This window comes from Agromyces solani (assembly GCF_058349925.1).
On sequence record NZ_JBYRER010000001.1, the window covers coordinates 467,140 to 487,006 of the forward strand.

Annotated in this window: 20 protein-coding genes and 1 pseudogene; 12 read left to right on the forward strand and 9 right to left on the reverse strand. The window is 71.7% G+C overall.

The features are described from left to right. Positions 1 to 12 precede the first annotated feature (12 nt). Both AC3RJ7_RS02175 and AC3RJ7_RS02180 read right to left on the reverse strand, forming a co-directional pair. Positions 13 to 528: a DUF2510 domain-containing protein gene (locus tag AC3RJ7_RS02175; protein WP_491454220.1), complete on the reverse strand. Its 516-nt coding sequence runs from the start codon at positions 526 to 528 to the stop codon at positions 13 to 15. 22 nt (positions 529 to 550) lie between these two features. Continuing rightward, positions 551 to 1,120, reverse strand: coding sequence for a VanZ family protein (locus AC3RJ7_RS02180; RefSeq protein ID WP_491454221.1), 570 nt, complete (start codon positions 1,118 to 1,120; stop codon positions 551 to 553). Between the two features lie 373 nt (positions 1,121 to 1,493). On the opposite strand from AC3RJ7_RS02180, the gene AC3RJ7_RS02185 reads away from it, so the two are divergent. The 5 genes and pseudogenes from AC3RJ7_RS02185 (at position 1,494) to AC3RJ7_RS02205 (ending at position 4,403) form a co-directional block, all read left to right on the forward strand. Further along, complete coding sequence (locus AC3RJ7_RS02185) at positions 1,494 to 1,697, forward strand: cold-shock protein (protein WP_231429943.1); 204 nt, start codon at positions 1,494 to 1,496, stop codon at positions 1,695 to 1,697. Between the two features lie 155 nt (positions 1,698 to 1,852). Further along, the gene (locus tag AC3RJ7_RS02190) at positions 1,853 to 2,947 is read left to right on the forward strand and encodes a fatty acid desaturase family protein (protein ID WP_491455211.1); all 1,095 of its coding nucleotides are present in this window, start codon (positions 1,853 to 1,855) and stop codon (positions 2,945 to 2,947) included. A gap of 108 nt (positions 2,948 to 3,055) precedes the next feature. Beyond that, positions 3,056 to 3,262, forward strand: a complete 207-nt coding sequence (locus AC3RJ7_RS02195) for a cold-shock protein (RefSeq protein WP_491454222.1) — start codon at positions 3,056 to 3,058, stop codon at positions 3,260 to 3,262. Between the two features lie 68 nt (positions 3,263 to 3,330). Continuing rightward, positions 3,331 to 4,026: pseudogene (locus AC3RJ7_RS02200) on the forward strand (UdgX family uracil-DNA binding protein); the annotation flags it as partial. A gap of 65 nt (positions 4,027 to 4,091) precedes the next feature. Further along, positions 4,092 to 4,403 carry a TFIIB-type zinc ribbon-containing protein gene (locus AC3RJ7_RS02205; protein WP_491454223.1) on the forward strand — a complete coding sequence of 104 codons (312 nt, stop codon included), beginning with the start codon at positions 4,092 to 4,094 and terminating at the stop codon, positions 4,401 to 4,403. Between the two features lie 90 nt (positions 4,404 to 4,493). Here the strand turns inward: AC3RJ7_RS02205 and AC3RJ7_RS02210 are convergent, their stop codons facing one another. Next, positions 4,494 to 5,282 carry an aldo/keto reductase gene (locus AC3RJ7_RS02210; protein ID WP_491455212.1) on the reverse strand — a complete coding sequence of 263 codons (789 nt, stop codon included), beginning with the start codon at positions 5,280 to 5,282 and terminating at the stop codon, positions 4,494 to 4,496. Between the two features lie 95 nt (positions 5,283 to 5,377). Further along, entirely contained in the window at positions 5,378 to 6,604 is a 1,227-nt protein-coding gene (locus AC3RJ7_RS02215; RefSeq protein WP_491454224.1) for an MFS transporter, read from the reverse strand. A gap of 121 nt (positions 6,605 to 6,725) precedes the next feature. On the opposite strand from AC3RJ7_RS02215, the gene AC3RJ7_RS02220 reads away from it, so the two are divergent. After that, positions 6,726 to 7,178, forward strand: a complete 453-nt coding sequence (locus AC3RJ7_RS02220) for a MarR family winged helix-turn-helix transcriptional regulator (protein WP_491454225.1) — start codon at positions 6,726 to 6,728, stop codon at positions 7,176 to 7,178. A 72-nt stretch (positions 7,179 to 7,250) separates the two neighbouring features. Here the strand turns inward: AC3RJ7_RS02220 and AC3RJ7_RS02225 are convergent, their stop codons facing one another. Beyond that, positions 7,251 to 7,676 (reverse strand): VOC family protein, encoded by a 426-nt coding sequence (locus tag AC3RJ7_RS02225; protein ID WP_491454226.1) that lies wholly within the window; start codon positions 7,674 to 7,676, stop codon positions 7,251 to 7,253. Between the two features lie 214 nt (positions 7,677 to 7,890). Between AC3RJ7_RS02225 and AC3RJ7_RS02230 the strand changes: the two genes are divergently transcribed. The 3 genes from AC3RJ7_RS02230 to AC3RJ7_RS02240 all read left to right on the forward strand — a co-directional run bounded on the left by AC3RJ7_RS02230 (position 7,891) and on the right by AC3RJ7_RS02240 (position 9,357). After that, on the forward strand, positions 7,891 to 8,301 hold the full coding sequence (locus AC3RJ7_RS02230) for an ArsR/SmtB family transcription factor (protein WP_491455213.1): 411 nt from the start codon (positions 7,891 to 7,893) through the stop codon (positions 8,299 to 8,301). Then, positions 8,298 to 8,771, forward strand: coding sequence for an SRPBCC family protein (locus tag AC3RJ7_RS02235; protein ID WP_491454227.1), 474 nt, complete (start codon positions 8,298 to 8,300; stop codon positions 8,769 to 8,771). Before AC3RJ7_RS02230 ends, AC3RJ7_RS02235 begins: the two co-directional genes overlap by 4 nt. Positions 8,772 to 8,916: 145 nt before the next feature. Continuing rightward, a complete protein-coding gene (locus AC3RJ7_RS02240; RefSeq protein ID WP_491454228.1) occupies positions 8,917 to 9,357 on the forward strand; it encodes a VOC family protein in 441 nt (146 codons plus the stop codon). Positions 9,358 to 9,385: 28 nt separating this feature from the next. Here the strand turns inward: AC3RJ7_RS02240 and AC3RJ7_RS02245 are convergent, their stop codons facing one another. The 3 genes from AC3RJ7_RS02245 to AC3RJ7_RS02255 form a co-directional block, all read right to left on the reverse strand. Beyond that, positions 9,386 to 10,003, reverse strand: coding sequence for a GyrI-like domain-containing protein (locus AC3RJ7_RS02245; protein WP_491454229.1), 618 nt, complete (start codon positions 10,001 to 10,003; stop codon positions 9,386 to 9,388). A 50-nt stretch (positions 10,004 to 10,053) separates the two neighbouring features. Continuing rightward, positions 10,054 to 11,304 carry an MFS transporter gene (locus tag AC3RJ7_RS02250; protein ID WP_491454230.1) on the reverse strand — a complete coding sequence of 417 codons (1,251 nt, stop codon included), beginning with the start codon at positions 11,302 to 11,304 and terminating at the stop codon, positions 10,054 to 10,056. Positions 11,305 to 11,402: 98 nt separating this feature from the next. Then, positions 11,403 to 13,811: a phosphoketolase family protein gene (locus AC3RJ7_RS02255; protein WP_491454231.1), complete on the reverse strand. Its 2,409-nt coding sequence runs from the start codon at positions 13,809 to 13,811 to the stop codon at positions 11,403 to 11,405. 69 nt (positions 13,812 to 13,880) lie between these two features. Between AC3RJ7_RS02255 and AC3RJ7_RS02260 the strand changes: the two genes are divergently transcribed. The 3 genes from AC3RJ7_RS02260 (at position 13,881) to AC3RJ7_RS02270 (ending at position 18,469) form a co-directional block, all read left to right on the forward strand. Further along, positions 13,881 to 14,807, forward strand: a complete 927-nt coding sequence (locus AC3RJ7_RS02260; protein ID WP_491454232.1) for an AEC family transporter — start codon at positions 13,881 to 13,883, stop codon at positions 14,805 to 14,807. 43 nt (positions 14,808 to 14,850) lie between these two features. Then, entirely contained in the window at positions 14,851 to 15,600 is a 750-nt protein-coding gene (locus AC3RJ7_RS02265; protein ID WP_491454233.1) for a DUF1353 domain-containing protein, read from the forward strand. A gap of 256 nt (positions 15,601 to 15,856) precedes the next feature. Beyond that, positions 15,857 to 18,469, forward strand: a complete 2,613-nt coding sequence (locus AC3RJ7_RS02270; protein ID WP_491454234.1) for a DEAD/DEAH box helicase — start codon at positions 15,857 to 15,859, stop codon at positions 18,467 to 18,469. A 179-nt stretch (positions 18,470 to 18,648) separates the two neighbouring features. Here the strand turns inward: AC3RJ7_RS02270 and AC3RJ7_RS02275 are convergent, their stop codons facing one another. Next, positions 18,649 to 19,605 (reverse strand): EamA family transporter, encoded by a 957-nt coding sequence (locus tag AC3RJ7_RS02275; protein WP_491454235.1) that lies wholly within the window; start codon positions 19,603 to 19,605, stop codon positions 18,649 to 18,651. Between the last annotated feature and the right edge of the window lie 262 nt (positions 19,606 to 19,867).

Consider the following 19,867-nt stretch of genomic DNA (forward strand, 5'->3'; position numbering starts at 1 on the left):
GAGCGGCCCCGCTCAGGCGAGCAGCATCATCGCGATCGTCGAGACGATCGACAGGGTGAGCGCCCCCGCCGCGAGGGCGGCGAGCACGAGCAGTGCGACCTGGCCGGCCGAGAGCGCGTCGCGCGGGTGCACCGGTTCGGCGCCGTACACCGAGATGGATGCCACGGGGCCGGCGTTCGGCGTCGGCACGGTCGTGTGCTCGGGCACGAGTCGCACGGTGTGCGTCATCGGCGCGTCGATCCCGACGTCGCCTGCCGATGCCACGTCGGCGAACGCACCGGCGAGCACCGGTTCGGAGCGGGGGAGGGCGACCGGCTCCAGCGGGGCCGACGCCGCGGGCGCGGCGAGTGCGGCGAGCACGGGATCCGGCGCCTCGGGCGCGGACTCCGCGTGCGCGACCGGTTTCGGTGCCGTGTGCGGGGTCCAGCCTCGGCCGTCCCAGTAGCGCAGCGCCGAGGCATCCGCCTCGTCGTCGTACCAGCCGGCGCGACGCCGGTCGGCGTTCGCGGGCGCGGCGGAGGAGGTCACCCGCTGAGTGTACGTCCGCGGGTCAGGCCGCGCGATCGGCAGAACTCCCCATGGCGGCGAGCGCCGGCTCGTGGTGCGACGGCCGCTCCGTCGCCACGTGCGTCGCCGGAGGTTCGAGCTCGCCCGCCTCGATCGCGGCGTCGATCGCCTCGGTCGGCGAGAGCACCTCGGACGCGGCGACCGCGCCGGCCTGGCGCACCATCCGCGCGGTCTGCACGAGCACGACGCCGACCACGGTGCCGGCGGTGTTCATCACGAGATCGCGCGGGTCGGAGATGCGGTCGGGCTCGGGCACCTGGATGAGCTCGATCACGGTCGCGAACGCGAAGCCCGCGACGAGCGCGAGCGGCCAGCGCCGACGTGCGATGAGCAGTGCCGCGAGGGCGCCGATGGGAACGAAGAGGGCGACGTTGAACGCGATCTCGGCGATGTAGCCCGTCGTCCAGGTGACGGCAGCCGTCCACGCGTCGGGGTTGAGGATGCCGCCGTCGAGCTGGTGGCTCGCGGTGCGCCACGGTGCCGGGCCGATCGTCACCCACAGCACGATCGCTGCGTAGGCGGCAGCGACGAGACCGAGGGGGCGGCGATCCATTCCTCGATTGTGCCCTCGAACGGCTGCGAGCGGGCTGGATTCTCCACAGAGTGTCCTGAGAATGCGGAACCGTCGGCGATGCCCGAGATCACGCCGAATGTCACGATCCGGTCGCGACCGGGTGTGCCCGCGCGCCTGAGCAGATAGGGTTGCGTTCACTGATTCCTCCATCATGCGGGCAGACGCCCGCGCCTCCATCTGATTGCCCGGAGGCGGACCGATCCGCGTGGCATGACCCGATACGAGCCGGCGGATGCGCGAGCGCAACCCCGCCACTCGCCCCTCGCTGGGGCGGCACCCGTCGCCCGAGCAGCGATCGAGAGTCGATCGCATCGGGTCGCAGGTGCGGCCCGCACGACAGAAGGACAGCAGTATGGCAACCGGAACCGTCAAGTGGTTCAACGCCGAAAAGGGCTTCGGCTTCATCGCCCCCGACGACGGCTCGGCCGACGTCTTCGCGCACTTCAGCGCGATCACGGGCTCGGGCTACCGCTCGCTCGAAGACGGCCAGCGGGTCGAGTTCGAGGTCGCACAGGGCCCGAAGGGCCTGCAGGCGGAGAACATCCGCGCCGTCTAGGCGCCGGCTCCCAGAACGCCGTCGCGGCTCGTGCCGCGGCGGCGTTCGTCGTCTCCCAGCACGTTCCCATTCGGGTTCGCGTAGGCTCGGAGGCATCTTCAGCGGGCATTCGCCCGTGATCCCCGGCTGGGAAGTCGACGACAGCTGGGACCACCATCTCTCACACCGAATCACTCGGTGCGATCCGGGCGACGAAGCCCCGCACCGGCTCCGCGGACATCACGCGCAGCTACACCGCCCTCTCCCGGGTCGTTCGCGAGTCCGGCCTCCTGAACCGCACCCGGTGGTTCTACCTCGCCCTCGTCTCCGTGCTCGTGCTCGCCCTCGGCGGTGCGATCACCGGATTCATCCTGCTCGGCGACTCCTGGTTCCAGCTGCTCATGGCCGGCGCGCTCGGCCTGATCTTCACGCAGTTCGCCTTCCTCGCCCACGAGGCCTCCCACCGCCAGGTGCTCGAGTCGGGGCCCGCGAACGACCGCATCGGCCGCATCCTCGCGGCAGGCGTCGTCGGCATCAGCTACTCGTGGTGGATGACGAAGCACACGCGGCACCACGCGAACCCGAACAAGCTCGGCCGCGATCCCGACATCGAGTTCGACACGATCTCGTTCACCGAGGCCGATGCCCGCCGGCAGCGCGGGCTCCTCGCGCTCATCACGCGCAAGCAGGGCTACCTGTTCTTCCCGCTGCTCACGCTCGAGGGCGTGAACCTGCACGTCCGGTCGATCCGCACCCTGTTCGACCGGGGGCCGGTGAAGGGCCGGTGGCTCGAGCTCGGCCTCATCGCCGCGCGGTTCGCGGTGTACTTGGGGGCGATCTTCTGGATGCTGCCGCTGGGCATGGCGTTCGCCTTCATCGGCGTCCAACTCGCCGTGTTCGGCATCTACATGGGCGCGTCGTTCGCCCCCAACCACAAGGGCATGCCGCTCATCCCGGCCGATGCGAAGCTCGACTTCTTCTCGAAGCAGGTGCTCACCTCGCGGAACATCTCGGGCGGGCTGTGGGCGAGCGCCCTGCTCGGAGGGCTCAACTACCAGGTCGAGCACCACCTGTTCCCGAACATGCCCAGGCCGCACCTCGCCAGGGCGCGCGAGATCGTGCGCGAGCACTGCCGCACCCTCGGGGTGCCCTATACCGAGACGACCCTGATGAGCTCGTACGGCATCGTCATCGAGTACCTCAACCGCGTCGGCCTCTCGGCGCGCGACCCGTTCGACTGCCCGATGGTGAACCGCTTCCGCCGGGTCTGAACTCCACACGCTTCCGGCGGCGGACGTCGTCGCCGGAACCCCGCACGATCTCCGGGTCGTGCACGCCGCAGCCGCTTCGGCGGCGCGGCTCTACAGAAGGAAATGAATATGGCAACCGGAACCGTCAAGTGGTTCAACGCCGACAAGGGCTTCGGCTTCATCGCCCCCGACGACGGCTCGGCCGACGTCTTCGCGCACTTCAGCGCGATCACGTCGGGCGGGTACCGCTCGCTCGAGGAGAACCAGAAGGTCGAGTTCGAGACCGCCCGCGGCCCGAAGGGCCTGCAGGCGGAGAACATCACCGTCATCGGTTAGTTCTCGCTCGCACGAATGCGCCGCCGTGGCCTCCGCCGCGGCGGCGTTCGTCGTCTGCGGAGCGGCGCAACCCCCTCACGGCCCGCCGTGCCGGCGCCTATCCTGCGGTCATGACCGAGCGGCCCGAACGGCCGGGCGCCGAGGAATGGGTTCCCGAGGACGGCGACATCGGTGCCCTGCGTGCCGCCGCGCCCGATTGTCGCGGCTGCGAGCTCTGGCGCGAGGCGACCCAGGTCGTCTTCTCGCGCGGCGGGCCGGCCGCACGGCTGATGCTCGTCGGCGAGCAGCCCGGCGACCGCGAGGATCGCGAAGGCGAACCGTTCGTCGGGCCGGCGGGGCGCGTGCTCGCCGGCGCGCTCGAGGCCGCGGGCATCGCCGGCGATGGGGTGTACCTCACGAACGCGGTCAAGCACTTCCGGTTCGAGCGACGCGGCAGGCGCCGCATCCACGAGAAGCCCGCGGTCGGGCACATCGTCGCCTGCCGGCCCTGGCTCGTGTCCGAGTTCGAGGCGGTCGATCCCGCCGTCGTGGTGGCGCTCGGCGCGACGGCCGCCCGAGCCGTGCTCGGGCATCCTGCGCGCGTGGGGGAGTTGCGCGGCCGGGTGCTCCCGCCGCCGTCGGACACGGCCGGCCTGCCCGCGCCGACCGTCGTGACCGTGCATCCCTCCTCGCTCCTGCGCATCGAGGACCCCGACGAACGCGAGGCCGCGCTCGCCGCGTTCGTCGCCGACCTCCGCGTCGCGGCCGACGCGGCCGGACGCTGAGCGGTCTCAGAGCTTCAGCCCATAGATTCGAGTCACCGAACATCCCGCCAGGAGAAGGAGCCCCCATGCAGTGCCCCACCGACGGAACCGTGCTCGTGATGAGCGAGCGCAGCGGCATCGAGATCGACTACTGCCCGACGTGCCGAGGTGTGTGGCTCGACCGCGGCGAGCTCGACAAGATCGTCGAGCGAGCGAGCCGCGAGTTCGGCGGCGGCCAGGCCGCACCGCAGGCCCCGGCTGCGCCCCCGCAGCAGCCCCAGCAGCCGGCCTACGGCCAGCAGCAGTACCAGCAGCCGTACGACAACCGCGGCTACGGCGACCAGGGCTATTACCGCAAGAAGAAGAAGGAGAGCTGGCTCTCCGAGCTCTTCGACTGAGCCCGGGCGGCGAGGCCGCCTCACGAACGGATGCCGCGGCGTCGCGCCCCTCGCAGGGCCGGCGCCGCGGCATCCGTCGTCTCGGCCCGATCAGGCGGCGTTGAACTCCACCGGGTGGGGGCCGGTGCGGCCGTCGCGCTCGAGGGCGTCGATCGCGGCGAGCTCGTCGGCGGCGAGCTCGAATCCGAACACGTCGAGGTTCGCGGCGATGCGCGCAGGCGTCACCGACTTGGGGATCACGACGCGGCCCTGCTGCAGGTGCCAGCGCAGCACGACCTGCGCGGGGCTCACGCCGTGGCGGGCGGCGCTCGCGACGACCGCGTCGTCGCCGAGCACGGCGCCCTGCGCGAGCGGGCTCCACGCCTCGGTCACGATGCCGTGGCGGGCGTTCGCCGCGACGGTGGCGCGGTTCTGCAGGGCCGGGTGCAGCTCGACCTGGTTGACGGCGGGCACGATGTCGGTCTCGGCGACGAGGCGCTCGAGGTGGGCGGGCTCGAAGTTCGAGACGCCGATCGCCCGCACGCGGCCCTCGGCGGAGAGTCGCTCGAGCGCGCGCCAGGTGTCGACGTAGCGGTCGTGCTCGGGCGTCGGCCAGTGGATGAGGTAGAGGTCGAGCTGTTCGAGCCCGAGCTTGCCGAGGCTCGCGTCGAAGGCGCGCAGGGTCTGGTCGAATCCCTGGTCGGAGTTCCAGACCTTCGACGTGACGAACAGCTCGTCGCGGGCGAGGCCCGACTCGGCGAGGGCGCGACCGACGCCCGCCTCGTTGCCGTAGATCGCGGCGGTGTCGATGCTGCGGTAGCCGGCCTCGAGGGCGACGGCGACGGCGGCCGTCGTCTCGGCGTCGGGCACCTGGAAGACGCCGAAGCCGAGCTGGGGCATCTGCACGCCGTTGTTGAGGGTGACGTTCGGAACGATGGGGTTCACGGTGTTCGCTTTCCGTAGTGGGGTCGGACGGTGGGGTCGGTGACGGGTGGTCAGTGGGCTGCGGCGGGAGTCGGCGAGGTGACGGGGAGCGACGGCGCCGAGGCATCCGGCTGCGAGTTCGAGGCGCGGCTCGTGCGACGTGCTGTCGCGGCCGCGACGGCCATCACCGCGAGCGCGGCGAGCGTGATGGCCGCGCCCACCCAGATGGGCGAGGTGAAGCCGAGTCCGGCCGCGATCGTGAGGCCGCCCGCCCAGGCGCCGAGCGCGTTGCCGAGGTTGAACGCCGCGATGTTCGCGCCGGAGGCGAGCGTCGGGGCCTCGGCGGCGTAGCGCATGATGCGGCTCTGCAGACCGGGCACGGTGCCGAAGCCGAAGGCGCCCATGAGCACGAGCAGCACGACGGTCGCGACGGGGTCGAACGCGAGCCAGGCGAACAGCGCGAGCACGACGACGAGGGCGCCGATGAAGGCGAGCAGGGTGCCGTCGATCGAGCGGTCGGCGAGGCGGCCGCCGGCCCAGTTGCCGACGACGAGACCCGCGCCGAAGAGCACGAGCAGCCACGGCACGGCCCCGGCGGCGAAGCCGCTGACCTCGGTGAGCGTGTAGGCGATGTAGGTGAAGGCGCCGAACATGCCGCCGAAGCCGAGCACGGTGACCGTGAGCGAGAGCCAGACCTGGCCCGAGCGGAAGGCGCGGAGTTCGCGGCGAAGGCTCGGGGCGGCCGAGGAGGTCCGCAGCACGGGCACGAGGGTCGCGATGCCGACGAGCGCGATGACGCCGATCGCCGAGATCGCCCAGAAGGTCGCGCGCCAGCCGTACTGCTGGCCGATGAAGGTGCCGAACGGCACGCCGAGCACGTTCGCGGCGGTGAGGCCGGTGAACATGATCGCGATCGCGCCGGCGGCCTTCTCGGGGGCGACGAGGCTCGCGGCGACGACCGAGCCGATGCCGAAGAACGCGCCGTGGCAGAGGGCGGCGATGATGCGGCCGGTCATCATGAGCTCGTAGCTCGGGGCCATCGCCGAGATCGCGTTGCCGGCGATGAAGAGCACGAGGAGGCCCATGAGCACGGGCTTGCGGGGGAGGCGCGTGGTGGCGGCGGTGAGGCCGAGCGCGCCGACGACGACCGCGAGCGCGTAGCCCGAGATGAACCAGCCGGCCGCGGCCTCGCTCACACCGAAGTCGGCGGCCACCTCGGGCAGGAGGCCCATGATGACGAACTCGGTGAGTCCGATGCCGAAACCCCCGATGGCGAGGGCGATGAGTCCGAGAGGCATGCGTGTTCTCCTGATACAGTGGAGGAAGATTAGTTGCAAACGCGCTCTATTGCGCGAGCGACTTAAATACTTGCACACGCAAATACAAAGCGCAAGCAACTACTTTCGAGGAGGAGTGAGCATGGGCATCGCCGACGACGCCGTCGAAGTGCGCGCGCAGGGGTGGCGCACGCTCGCGGCCCTGCACGGGCTCATCGAGTCCGAGCTCGAGCGAGCGCTCGGCTCCTCCGTCGACCTCTCGGTGGTCGAGTACACCGTGCTCGACGCGCTGAGCCGCCAGGACGGCTGGCACATGCGCATGCAGCAGCTCGCGCGCGCGACCGCGCTCAGCCCGAGTGCGACCACCCGGCTCGTGAACCGTCTCGAAGATCGCGCGCTGCTCACCCGCATCCTCTGCGCCGACGATCGCCGAGGCATCTACACCGAACTCACCCCGGCCGGCCGGGCGCTCTACGAAGCGGCGCGGCCGATCCACGACGAGACGCTCGAGCGGGTGCTCGCCGAGGCATCCGCGCAGCCCGAGCTCGCGCCCGTCGTCGACGCGCTGCACACGGCGGCGCCCGTCGCGGGCTGACGGCCGAGTCGACGTGAAGCGCGCCCGGGCCGAATGCCCGGGCGCGCTTCGCGTGCGTGGTGGAAGCGGCGCTCAGCCCTGCGACTCGCCGCCGATGTTGACGAGCCAGGTCACGCCGTAGCCGTCGACGCACATGCCGAACGCGTCGCCCCACGGGGCGACCTCGAGCGGCACGATCTCGGAGCCCGAGCCGAGCAGCTTCTCCCAGTAGCCGCGGAGCGTCGCGTCGTCCTCGGGGCCGCCCGACAGGGAGACCGAGATGTTGCTCGTCGTCGCGGCCGGCGGCATGTGGCTCGGGGTGTCGGCGGCCATGAGCACGATGCCGCCCTCGCCCTCGAGCTGCCCGTGCATGATCTTGTCGGCGTCGGCCGGGTCGTCGGCCTGCCCGAAATCGGCGAAGGTGCTGACGGTGAGTTCACCGCCGAAGACCGAGTGGTAGAACTCGAGCGCCGCGCGGGCATCGTCCTGGAAGTTGAGGTACGGGTTGAGCCGAGCCATGGTGCGTCCCTTCGTCGTGGTGTGCGGTCACGGCCGATGATTCTCGCTCGCGACCCGGGCCGCAAGACCCGATCCGTGCCGCTCGCGGAGACGCGGTCTTCGAGAAGCGTCGTGACGGCGGCATCCTTCGGGAAAGGTCTTGACGACGGGCTCGAGGCGTCGTAATCTCTTAATCAACCAAAAGGTTGATCAAAGAATAGGTTGAGGAGGGATGATGATCGTGGACCCGAGCTCGGACGACCGTCTCGATCGCGCGTTCATGGCCCTCGCCGACCCGGTGCGCCGACGCATCATCGCGCGACTGAGCCGGGGGCCGGCGACCGTCAACGAGCTCGCCGACCCGTTCGAGATCACCAAGCAGGCCGTCTCGAAGCACATCCAGGTGCTCGAGCACGCGGGACTCGTCACACGCACCCGCGACGCCCAGCGTCGCCCGGTGCACCTCGACCCGGCGGCCCTCGAAGCCCTCACCGCGTGGATCGACCGCTACCGGTTGATCCACGAGCAGCAGTTCCGCTCACTGGACGCGCTGCTCGCCGAAAGCACCACCGCGGAGGCCTCGCCCGAGGCATCCGACCCCGCGGCCGGCGAGGCCGGCCGCCGAATGGAAGAAGAACGATCATGACGAACCCCGTCACCATCACCGCCCCCGAGGGGCTGCCCTTCATCGAGATCGAGCGCGAGTTCGACGCCCCCGTCGCCGCGGTGTTCAACGCGCACCGCGACCCCGAGCTCGTCAAGCAGTGGCTCGGGCCGAACGGCTACGAGATGGAGATCGAGCGCTGGGACTTCGTGCCCCAGGGCGGCTACCGCTACGTGCACACCGACACCGACGGCGGGAAGTGGGCCTTCAACGGCACCTTCCACTCGGTGCGCGAGAACGAGCTCGCGATCCAGACCTTCGAGTTCGAGGGCTACCCCGACGTCGTCGCGATCGAGTCGATGACGTTCGAAGACCTCGGCGGCGGTCGCACGAAGCTCCGCATCCACTCGGTCTACCCGACCGTCGAGGCCCGCGACGGCATGGTCGCGAGCGGCATGGAGACCGGCCTCACCGAGGGCTACGCCCGGCTCGACGGCCTCGTCGCGGCCTGACCGTCGCCCGGCTGACACCTACCCACAGCCGACCGCCACGATCTCGGAGAACACCACCGATTCGGACGCGTCCCCCTTCGGGGCGCCGAACGAGTGGTGATCTCCGAGGTCGTGGCGGCGGCCCACCGCAGAAACGGAGCACCTCATGGACTGGACCCTCGAAGTGGTCATCGTGCCGGTGAGCGACCTCGACCGGGCGATCGAGTTCTACCGCGATCGCGTCGGGTTCGAGCTCGACCACCGCACCGTCAACGAGCACATGGATGTCGCGCAGTTGACCCCGCGCGGATCGGGATGCTCGATCGTCATCGGCTCGCTGCCGTCGCAGCGCGAGATGGAGCCCGGCTCGCTCAAGGGCGTGCAGCTCGTCGTCGCCGACGCCGAGGCCGCGCGCGCCGAACTCATCGAGCGCGGCATCGACGCGAGCCCGATCCAGGTGTTCGACCCGCGCGACGGCGGCACCTTCTTCGGCTTCGCCGATCCCGACGGCAACATGTGGGCCGTGCAGCAGATCAAAGCCCGTGCCGAGCGCCCGCTCATCCCGGTCGAGGCGCGGCAGCGCTTCGGCGCCGAGCAGGAGGCCTGAGCCCGGCGGCCCCGGTCGCGCGCGCCGCTCAGGCGGTGCGCGCGACCGGCTGACGCAGGATCGTGCGCAGCGTCTCGGGCGCCGTGCGGCGTGGGTCGCCGAGGTAGACCTCGTGGTGCGGCCCATTGAACCGCAGACCGTGCTCGGGCATGAACTCGTCGTGCAGCCGTGCGAGCGTCGGACCTTCGTCGTCGTACGAGCCGAGGTGCAGGGTCTGCACGCTGAGCCCCTCGTCGAGGGCCTCGAGCTGAACGCGACCGGCGGCGGGCGCCTTCGCGGCGGCCTTCTCGACCGCGGTGCCGAACGTCTCGACGTCGAGCCAGTCGGGCTGCCAGATCATCATGGTCCACGACCAGGCCGACTTCTCGCGGGTGACGAAGGTCGTCGGGTCGTCGGCCGTCCACAGGCCCTCGAGCGGGCCGACGACGTGATCGCGGCCGAGGTCGCGCTTCAGCGCGAACTTCGCCGCGTACGAGACGGCGTAGAGCGCCTCGACCGCGGCCGCGTACTCGGGCGCGGTGTTCGGGTCGCCGTGGCCGTCGACCGCCGCGTAGCGCAGCGTCGGCACCTCGACGAGCTCGAAGCGCCCGCGCGGGGCCGTGTAGCTCGCGATCTCTCGCTTGGGGTCGAACTTCGTCGCCGGCATGACGCCCATCATGCCGAGGGCCGCTGACACGGTGGGCGGAATCGGGCGCCTCAGGCCCCGACGACGGTGGTCGCCCCGCTCGCGGTCGTCACCTCCGCCGGCCGGCGACGCACCTGTCCCGCGACCGAGAGGCTCAGGATCATGACCGCGCCGACCGCGAGCAGCGCGTACCGGGCGCCCACCTCGTCGGCCAGCAGCCCGAGCAGCGGCGGCGCCGCGAGCGCCGCGATCGTCGAGAACGACGTCACGACCGACACCCGCTGCCCCGCGCGAGACGGATCGTCGGATGCCGCCGAGATCGCGATCGGGTTGCCGAGCGCGGTGCCGCAGCCCCAGAGCACGATGCCGATCCACGCGATCGCGAGATTCGGCCCGAAGACGAACAGCGCGAGCCCGACGAGCGACGCGACGCCCGACGACCGCAGCACGGCGACCCGTCCGAACCGGTCGATGAGGCCCGTGCCGACGAAGCGGAACACCGTCATCGCCCCGACGAACGTGCCGTAGGCGACCGCGCCGACGGCCTCGGTCGAGGCGAACCCGTCGACGACGGCCAGGGTGAGCCAGGTCGTCGCGGCACCTTCGGCGAGCGAGGCGGCGAGCAGCACGACGCCGAGCAGCAGCGTGCGGGGCTCGAGCCATGCGCCGAGCGCCGAGCGCACCGCCTGGCGGTTGCGGGCGCCGGTGGCGGCGGCGTCGACCGAGCCGATCGCGGTCGACACGACGCCGGGGCGGGCGGTGAACGCCGTCGACGCCGGCACGAGCAGCGCCCGCAGCACGGTCACAACCGCCGTCACGATCACGACCTGCGTCGCGACGTGCACCTCGGCGAAGGCGAACGCGCCCGCGATGAGGGCGCCGACCGCGGCGCCGATCGAGAACGCCGCGTGGAACTGCGGCAGCACCGCCCGGCCGAGCCGCTGCTCGACGGCGGCCGCGTTGATGTTGATCGGCACGTTGATGAACGCACCGCAGACGCCGTTCACGAACATGCCGGCGATGAAGAAGCCGAGTCCCCAGCCCGTCAGGCCCGCGGCATCCAGCCCGAAGCCGAGCACGTTGCCGACGGTGCCCGCGATGAGCACGTTGCGACTGCCGAACCGGGCGACGATCGCCCCGATCGTGAGCGCGCCGATGAGCGAGCCGATGCCGCCGATGATGAGCAGCGAGCCGAGCTGCAGCGCGCTGATGTCGAGCGCGGTGCGGATCGAGGGCATTCGGCTCATCCACGACACCTGGATGAGGCCGAACAGGGCGAACTGGGCCATGAGCGACCAGCGGGCGCGTGAGACGGTGGGCACGCGCCGAGGCTATCAGTCAGGATCCCTTACTCATCCGCGGGTTCCGGACACCGACCCGCAGCATCCCGCCGCGCGCGAGCAGGGCGACGAGCGCCGCGTCAGTCGGGCCGCGCCTCGAACCGCCACCGCGTGATCCAGTCCGGGTCCTCGCCGTGCTCGTACGCGTACTCGCGGGCGGCCACGCGCGCGGTGTGCCATTCCTCCGCGAGCTCGGCGACGCCGGGCCGGGCCGCCAGGCCGGGCACCCGGCGCACGACGTCGAGCGCGAGCCGGTACCGGTCGAGATCGTTGAGGTGCAGCATGTCGAACGGCGTCGTCGTCGTGCCGCGCTCCGCGAAGCCGCGCACGTGCAGGTTCCGGTGGTTCGTGCGCCGGTAGGCGAGCTGGTGGATGAGCGACGGGTACCCGTGGAACGCGAAGATCACCGGTGCCGACGTCGTGAAGAGGGTGTCGAACTCGGCGTCGGCGAGTCCGTGCGGGTGGTGCGCCGGGTCCTGCAGCCGCATCAGGTCGACCACGTTGACGAGGCGAACCCGCAGGTCGGGCAGCCGCTCGCGCAGCAGCTGCGCCGCGGCGATCGCCTCGACCGTGGGCACGTCGCCCGCGCACGCGAGCACGACGCCGGGCGTGGACGCCTCGGGGTCGGCAGCGTCGAACCCGGGTTCGTTGCCCGCCCAGGGCCAGACCCCGAGTCCGGCCTCGACGTGCGCGTCGGCCTCGTCGGCCGAGAGCCACTGCTGCTGCGGCTGCTTGCCGGCGACGACGACGTTGACGCGGTTGCGCGTGCCGAACGCGTGGCGCATCGTCGCGAGGAGGGTGTTCGCGTCGGGCGGCAGGTAGACGCGCACGATGTCGGCCTGCTTGTTGACGACGACGTTCAGGAACCCCGGGTCCTGGTGCGAGAAGCCGTTGTGGTCCTGCCGCCACACGTGCGACGACAGCAGGTAGGTGAGGCTCGCGACATCCGCCCGCCATGGCACGTCGCTCGCCGACTCGAGCCACTTCGCGTGCTGGTTGAACATCGAGTCGACGATGTGGATGAACGCCTCGTAGCTCGTGATGAGCCCGTGCCGCCCCGTGAGCAGGTACCCCTCGAGCAGGCCCTGCATGAGGTGCTCGCTGAGGGCCTCGATCACCCGTCCGCGCCGCGCGAGGTGCTCGTCGAGCGGGTCGAGCGCCTCGGCCCACACACGGTCGGTGACGTCGAAGACCGCGCCGAGCCGGTTCGACAGCACCTCGTCCGGCCCGAACAGGCGGAACGTGTCGGGGTTCTCGCGCACGACGTCGGCGAGCCACGAGCCGAACACGCGAGTCGCCTCGCCGGTGACGCCGCGCCCGTCGGCGGGCACGTCGACCGCGTGCGGCCGCGTCGGCGGCAGCTCGAGCGGGCGCACGATGCCGTCGTTCGCGTGCTGGCTCGCGCTCATCCGCAGCTCGGCCGACGGGCGCAGCGCCTCGAGCTCGGGCACCGGGCGGCCCGCCTCGTCGAACAGCTCGTCGGGGCGGTACGAGCGCAGCCAGTCGTCGAGCATCGCGAGGTGCCCCGCGTTCTCGCGCACCTCGGCGAGCGGCACCTGGTGGGCGTGGAAGGTGCCCTCGACCTGCACGCCGTCGACGAGGCCCGGGCCCGTCCATCCCTTCGGCGTGCGCAGCACGATCGCGGGCCACCGCGCGGCCCGTTCCGAGAACGCCCCCGCCGCGGCATCCGCCCTGATCGACGCGATGCGGTCGTGCGCGACGTCGATCGCGTCGGCCAGGCGCGCGTGCACCGCCATCGCCTCCTCGCCGTCGAAGCCGCCCGTGACGAGCAGCGGCTCGTAGCCGTTGCCGCGGAAGAAGTCGACGAGCTCCGCCTCGGGGATGCGCGCGAGCAGCGTCGGGTTCGCGATCTTGTAGCCGTTGAGGTGCAGGATGGGCAGCACCGCGCCGTCGGTCGCCGGATCGAGGAACGCGTGGCCGCGCCAGCTCGCCGCGAGCGGCCCCGTCTCGGCCTCGCCGTCGCCGATGACGCACGCGACCACGAGATCGGGGTTGTCGAGCGCCGCGCCGTAGGCGTGCATGAGCGCGTAGCCGAGCTCGCCGCCCTCGTTGATCGAGCCCGGCGTCTCGGGCGCCGCGTGCGAGGGGATGCCGCCCGGGAACGAGAACTGCCGGAACAGCCGCGCCAGGCCCTCGCGGTCGGCCGTGACCTCGGGGAACAGCTCGGAGTAGGTGCCGTCGAGCCACGCGTTCGCGACCATCGCGGGACCGCCGTGCCCGGGCCCGCACACGTACAGCGTCGGCGTGCCCCGCTCGACGATCGCGCGGTTGAGGTGCGCGTAGACGAGGTTGAGTCCCGGCGACGTGCCCCAGTGGCCGAGCAGGCGCGGCTTGATGTCGCCGGCCGCGAGCGGCTCGTCGAGCAGCGGGTTGCGCATCAGGTAGATCTGCCCGACGCTCAGGTAGTTCGCGGCCCGCCACCATCGGTCCACGAGCTCGAGGGATACCGCATGGTCAGCTCCGGTCATCGTCTCCGCCCCGTTTCGATTCCGTGCGCTCGATCTCGAGCCTACGACCCCGCGGCTAGGCTCGAGCCGATGGGATCGGTGTTCACGGGCTTCGCGGTGATCGCGCTCGCCGTGTTCGTCGGGTGGCTCGCCGCGCGCACGGGCGTCGTCGGCCCCGAGGCGCGGCCGATCCTCGCACGGCTGAACTTCAGCGTGCTCGCGCCGTTCCTGCTCTTCTCGGTGCTCGCGACCGCCGACGTCGGGGCGCTGTTCTCGGCGCTGCTGCCGGTGTCCGCGCTCGCCGCGGTGACGATGATGCTCGTGTTCGGGCTCGTCGCGATGCTCGTGTGGCGCCGCAGCCTCGAGCGCACGGTGGTCGGCTCGCTCGCCTCGGGCTACGTGAACGGCAACAACTTCGGCATCCCGATCGCGGTCTACATGCTCGGCGATGCGGCGTACTCGGCGCCCATCGTCCTGCTGCAGCTGCTGCTCTTCGCGCCGGTCGCGCTCGCCATCCTCGGCGCCCGCGTGCAGGGCAACACCTCGGCCTGGCAGATCGTGCGGTCGACGTTCACGAACCCGATCATCGTCGGCTCGCTGCTCGGCGTCGCGGTCGCCGTGGCGGGCATCGAGCTGCCGCCGATCGTGCTCGAGCCGATCGAGCTCATCGGCCACGCGGCCGTGCCGCTCATGCTCATCTCGTTCGGCATGTCGCTCAACGGACAGCGCCTCCTCGCGGCCGGGACCGGCCGGCGCGACGTGCTGCTCGCATCGGCCCTCAAGCTCGCCGTGATGCCTGCGGTCGCCTGGCTGCTGGGCCGCTTCGCCTTCGGGCTCGACGACACGGCGCTCTACGCGGTCACCGTGCTCGCGGCCCTGCCGACGGCGCAGAACGTGTTCAACTACGCGCAGCGCTACGAGACCGCCGAGATCGTCGCGCGCGACACCGTCTTCATCACGACGCTCGGCTGCCTGCCGGTGCTCCTCGGGCTCGCCCTCGTGCACTCCCTCGGCTGACGGACCGGGGCGCGATGATGGGGGAGAGCCAAGGAGGTCGCCCATGCCGTTCCTCGCCGACGACGGTGCCCCGCTCGCCGAGCTCGGCCTCGCGCAACGACCGGCGGATGCCTCGCGGTTCGAGCTGACCGCGGCGTTCACCTACCTCGACCCCGAGACGGGGCGACGGTACCGGGTGCCGGCGCGGCACGAGGCATCCCCGCTCGCCGACGCGTCGACCGACCTCGCCTCGGTGCCGACGCCGCTGTGGGGCCTGATCGCGAGCTACGGGCGGCAGTCGGCGCCGGCCGTGCTGCACGACGCGCGGTCGCGCGAGGCGGCCGCCCTGGGCGACCCGCGGGCCGCGCTCGCGCAGCGGCGCGAGGACGATCGGGTGTTCCACAGCGCGCTCCGCGAGCAGGGGGTGCCGCGACTGCGGGCGCGCCTCATGCACGTGTGGGTCGCCGCCGATCGCGAGCGCCAGTTCGGGGGCGTGCGCGGTCGGGTGCTCGTCGTGCAGTCCGTGGTCGGGGCGCTCGCACTCGTCGCGGCATCCGTCGCCGCCTGCTGGAACCCGGCCTGGCTGCTCGCCTGGCCGGTCGTCGCGGTCGCCGTGCTCCTGCACGGGCGGCTCGCGGGCCTCGTGGCGACGCTCACCTTCTCGCTCGCGCTGCTCGGACCGCTCGTGCTCGTGCAGCTGCTGGCCCTGCTGCCCTTCCGGCTCGTCGAGGCCGTCGTCGAGCTCGTCACGGGCGGCGACCCCGGCGGTGTGTGGCGGCCGACGGTGCAGGCCCCGAAGCGCAGGGGCGCCTGACGCGCCCCGAGCGGCCGGCCGCCTGACGCACCCCGAGCGGCCCGCCGCCTGACGCGCCCCGAGCGGCGCCGCACGACGTTCAGGGACAACCCTGATCCCCGGTCGACGCCCGCCGCGTAGCTTGGAACCAGATCGTCGCCGCGGCATTGCAGGGGGAACTGTCACCGCGGGTCGAGGCGATCACGGCCGGCCGGCACCTCGGACCCGAAACGAGGCGCCGGCCGGCTTCCCCGTGCTCGCGTGACAGACTCGACGGGTGACCCAGCCACTGCTCGACCGAGCCCCGCGCCCGTACGATGCCGACGCGATGTACGACGCCTTCGTCGAGTGGGCCGACGACCGGGGCTTCGCGCTCTACCCTGCGCAGGACGAGGCGGTCATCGAGATCGTGTCGAGGGCGAACGTCATCCTCTCGACGCCGACCGGCACGGGCAAGTCGCTCGTCGCCGTCGCCGCGCACGCGACCTGCGTCGCCCGGGGCGGCCGCTCGTACTACACGGCGCCCATCAAGGCGCTCGTGAGCGAGAAGTTCTTCCAGCTCGTCGAGATCTTCGGCGCGCAGAACGTGGGCATGGTCACGGGCGACAGCTCGGTCAACGCCGACGCGCCGATCATCTGCTGCACCGCCGAGATCCTGGCGAACCTCGCGCTGCGGCACGGGGCGGACGCCGACGTCGACCAGGTCGTGATGGACGAGTTCCACTTCTACGGCGACTCCGACCGCGGCTGGGCGTGGCAGGTGCCGCTCATCACGCTGCCGCGGGTGCAGTTCATCCTCATGTCGGCGACGCTCGGCGACGTCGAGGCGATCGCCGACGACCTCTCGCGTCGGACGGGGCGGTCGACGGCCCAGGTGACGGGCGTCGAGCGGCCCGTGCCGCTGCACTTCTCGTACGCGAAGACGCCCGTGCAGGAGACCGTCGAGGAGCTGCTCGGCACCCGGCAGGCGCCCGTGTACATCGTGCACTTCTCGCAGGCCGCCGCGATGGAGCGGGCCCAGGCGCTGTCGTCGATCCGGGTGGTGACCCGCGAGCAGCGCGACGAGATCGCCGAGGCGATCGGCGGGTTCCGGTTCACGACGGCGTTCGGCAAGACCCTGTCACGGCTCGTTCGCGCCGGCATCGGCGTGCACCACGCGGGGATGCTTCCGCGTTATCGCCGGCTCGTCGAGACGCTCGCCCAGCGGGGTCTCCTTCGGGTCATCTGCGGCACCGACACGCTCGGCGTCGGCATCAACGTGCCGATCCGGTCGGTGCTGATCACGCAGCTCTCGAAGTTCGACGGGCAGCGCATGCGGCAGCTCAGCGCGCGCGAGTTCCACCAGATCGCCGGTCGCGCCGGCCGGGCCGGCTACGACACCGCGGGCACCGTGGTCGTGCTCGCGCCCGAGCACGAGATCGAGAACGAGACGGCCCTGCGCAAGGCGGGCGACGACCCGAAGAAGCTCAAGAAGGTCGTGCGCAAGAAGGCGCCCGCCGGCTTCGTGACGTGGAGCGAGGTCTCGTTCGAGCGGCTCATCGCCGCGGTGCCCGAGGCGCTCACCCCGCACCTCCAGCTGACCGCGGCGATGCTCATCAACGTCATCGCGCGCGGCGGCGACGTCGTCGCCGACATCCGCGCCCTCGCCTTCGACAACCACGAGTCGCGCGCGCGGCAGTTCGAGCTCGCGCGTCGCGCGCTCGAGATCCTGCGCACCCTTCGCGACGCCGGTGTCGTCGTGATCGCGCCGGCCGGTTCGTCGAGTGTTTCCGTTCCGACCGAGGGTGCCCGCGCGGACAGCGACGCTCGGTCGGAACGGAAACACCCGGCGGGCGGCGGGCTCGGCGTCGAACTCCACCTCACCGTCGAGCTGCAGCCGAACTTCGCGCTCAACCAACCGCTCTCGCCGTTTGCCCTCGCGGCGATCGAGCTCCTCGATCCCGAAGCCGCGCCCGGCACGGGCATCGCGACGGGCCACTACGCCCTCGACGTCGTGTCGGTCATCGAGTCGACCCTCGACGACCCGCGGCCGATCCTCTCGCAGCAGCAGTTCAAGGCCCGCGGCGAGGCCGTCGCGGCGATGAAGCAGGACGGGGTGGAGTACGAGCAGCGAATGGAGGCGCTCGAGGAGGTCACCTGGCCGAAGCCGCTCGACGACCTGCTGCACCAGGCGTTCGAGACGTTCGCGTCGAGCCAGCCGTGGGTGCGCGACTTCGAGCTCTCGCCCAAGTCGGTCGTGCGCGACATGTTCGAGCGCAGCATGTCGTTCGGAGAATACGTCTCGTACTACCAGCTGGCGCGCAGCGAGGGCCTCGTGCTGCGCTATCTCTCCGACGCGTTCCGCGCGGTCCGCCAGACCGTGCCCGACGACGCGAAGGACGAGGAGCTCTACGACGTCATCGAATGGCTCGGCGAGCTCGTGCGCCAGGTCGACTCGAGCCTCGTCGACGAGTGGGCCGAGCTCATCGATCCCAGCGCGCACCTGCCGGAGGACGAGCGGGCGGTGGTGCCGCCCGCGCCGCCCTCGGTCGTCACCAATCGGCGGGCGTTCACGGTGCTCGTGCGCAACGAGCTGTTCCGGCGGGTGCAGCTCGCCGCCCTCGAGCGCGACGAGGAGCTCGCCGAGCTCGACCCCGAGGCCGACTGGCCCGGTGCGCTCGACCGCTACTACGCCGAGCACGACGAGATCGGCACAGGGCCGGCGGCCCGCTCGCCGCGCATGGTCGCCATCGACGAGGTGGATGCCTCCAACGGAATGTGGCGCGTCGAGCAGACGATCGACGACCCGGCGGGCGACCACGACTGGCGGATCCGCGCGGAGGTCGACCTCGAGGCGTCGGCCGAGGAGGGCGTCGCCGTCGTGCGCGTCACCGAGGTCGTGCGCCTCTGAGCCTGGCCGGTCGAGGCAGCGACGAAGGAGCTTCTCGAGGCCACTGGGAACTCGGTCTCGATACGCGTGCTCCTTCGTCGCGCGCTACTCGACCGGCGAAGGTCGTGCTCCTTCGTCGCGCGCTACTCGACCGGCGAAGGTCGTGCTCCTTCGTCGCGCGCTACTACCGGCGATGGCGGCTACGCCACGGCGAGCATGCCCGCGGCGACGAGCGCGAGCACGAGCCCGGCCCACTGCACGGGCGCGATGCGCTCCTTGAGCACGAGCGCGGCGAGCAGGATGGTGCCGGCCGGGTACATCGCGCCGAGCACGGCGGCGATCGCGAGCTCGCCCGCCCGGATCCCGAGCAGGAGCAGCGTGTTCGCCGCGGCGTTGACGAGCCCGCACGCGACCGCGATGCGGAGGCCGCTCCGGCGGGCCGCCGCGGATCGTTCGACCGCGGTGAGCACGCCGGCGGCAGCCGTTCCGGCTTCCGGGTCGGCGCGGTCGGCGTCGATCGTCCGGGCGGCCTCGGCCCGAGGCATCCGTGCCGCCGTCGAACGCGCCCGCAGCGCGAGCCCGCCAGCGACCGCGAACATGATCGCCGCGGTCACCGCGCTGTTGACGAGGAGGGGCCACAGGCCGCTCTCGTCGGAGGTCTGGTCGATGATGATGAAGAACGCGCCGATCGCCGCGCCCGAGCCGATGCCCATGACGATGCCGGTGACGCTCGGCCGCACCGCGCCGCGCTCGGGCACGAACCCCACGAGTACGACGGCGATCAGGGCGATGCCGAGCGCCCAGTACGCGAGCGGGCCGAGCGAACCGCCCGTCGCGAGCCCCCACGCCATCGGCACGACCGCCGAGACGAGCGCCGTGAGCGGCGAGAGGATCGACATCGGACCGATCGCGAGGCACGCGTAGAGCAGGCCGATGGCGACCGCGCCGGCGACGCCGGCTGCAGCACCCCACCAGAGGTCGTCGGGTGTCCAGGTGCCGCCGACGAGCGGGGCGGCGACGCCCAGCGCGAGGAAGCCGACGAGGCCCGAGACCGCCGTCGCGAGCACGGCGCCGAGGCGCTTCGCCGCGAGTCCGCCGAGGAAGTCGGCCGCCCCGAAGACGAACGCTCCGGTGAGCGACAGGAAGGCGGTGAGCATGGTCGGTCCAGCGTATCCGGCCCCGATCGTGCTCATTCGCGCGGGCTTCTCCGGGGCGATTGCTCATCTGAGCAGGCGGCCCGAATTCCGTTATGAAATCGCGGCGAACAGGGCCTGAATCCCCTTGGCAGGGTCGGAGGCCGGACTTAGGCTACGGAACATCGCCCAGCCGCCGGCGCGCTCGACTCAGCGCCGAATCCGAGGCTGGCGTGGTCGTCCGATGAGGAGAGTCATGCAACGTCGCACAGTCAATTGCTTGTCC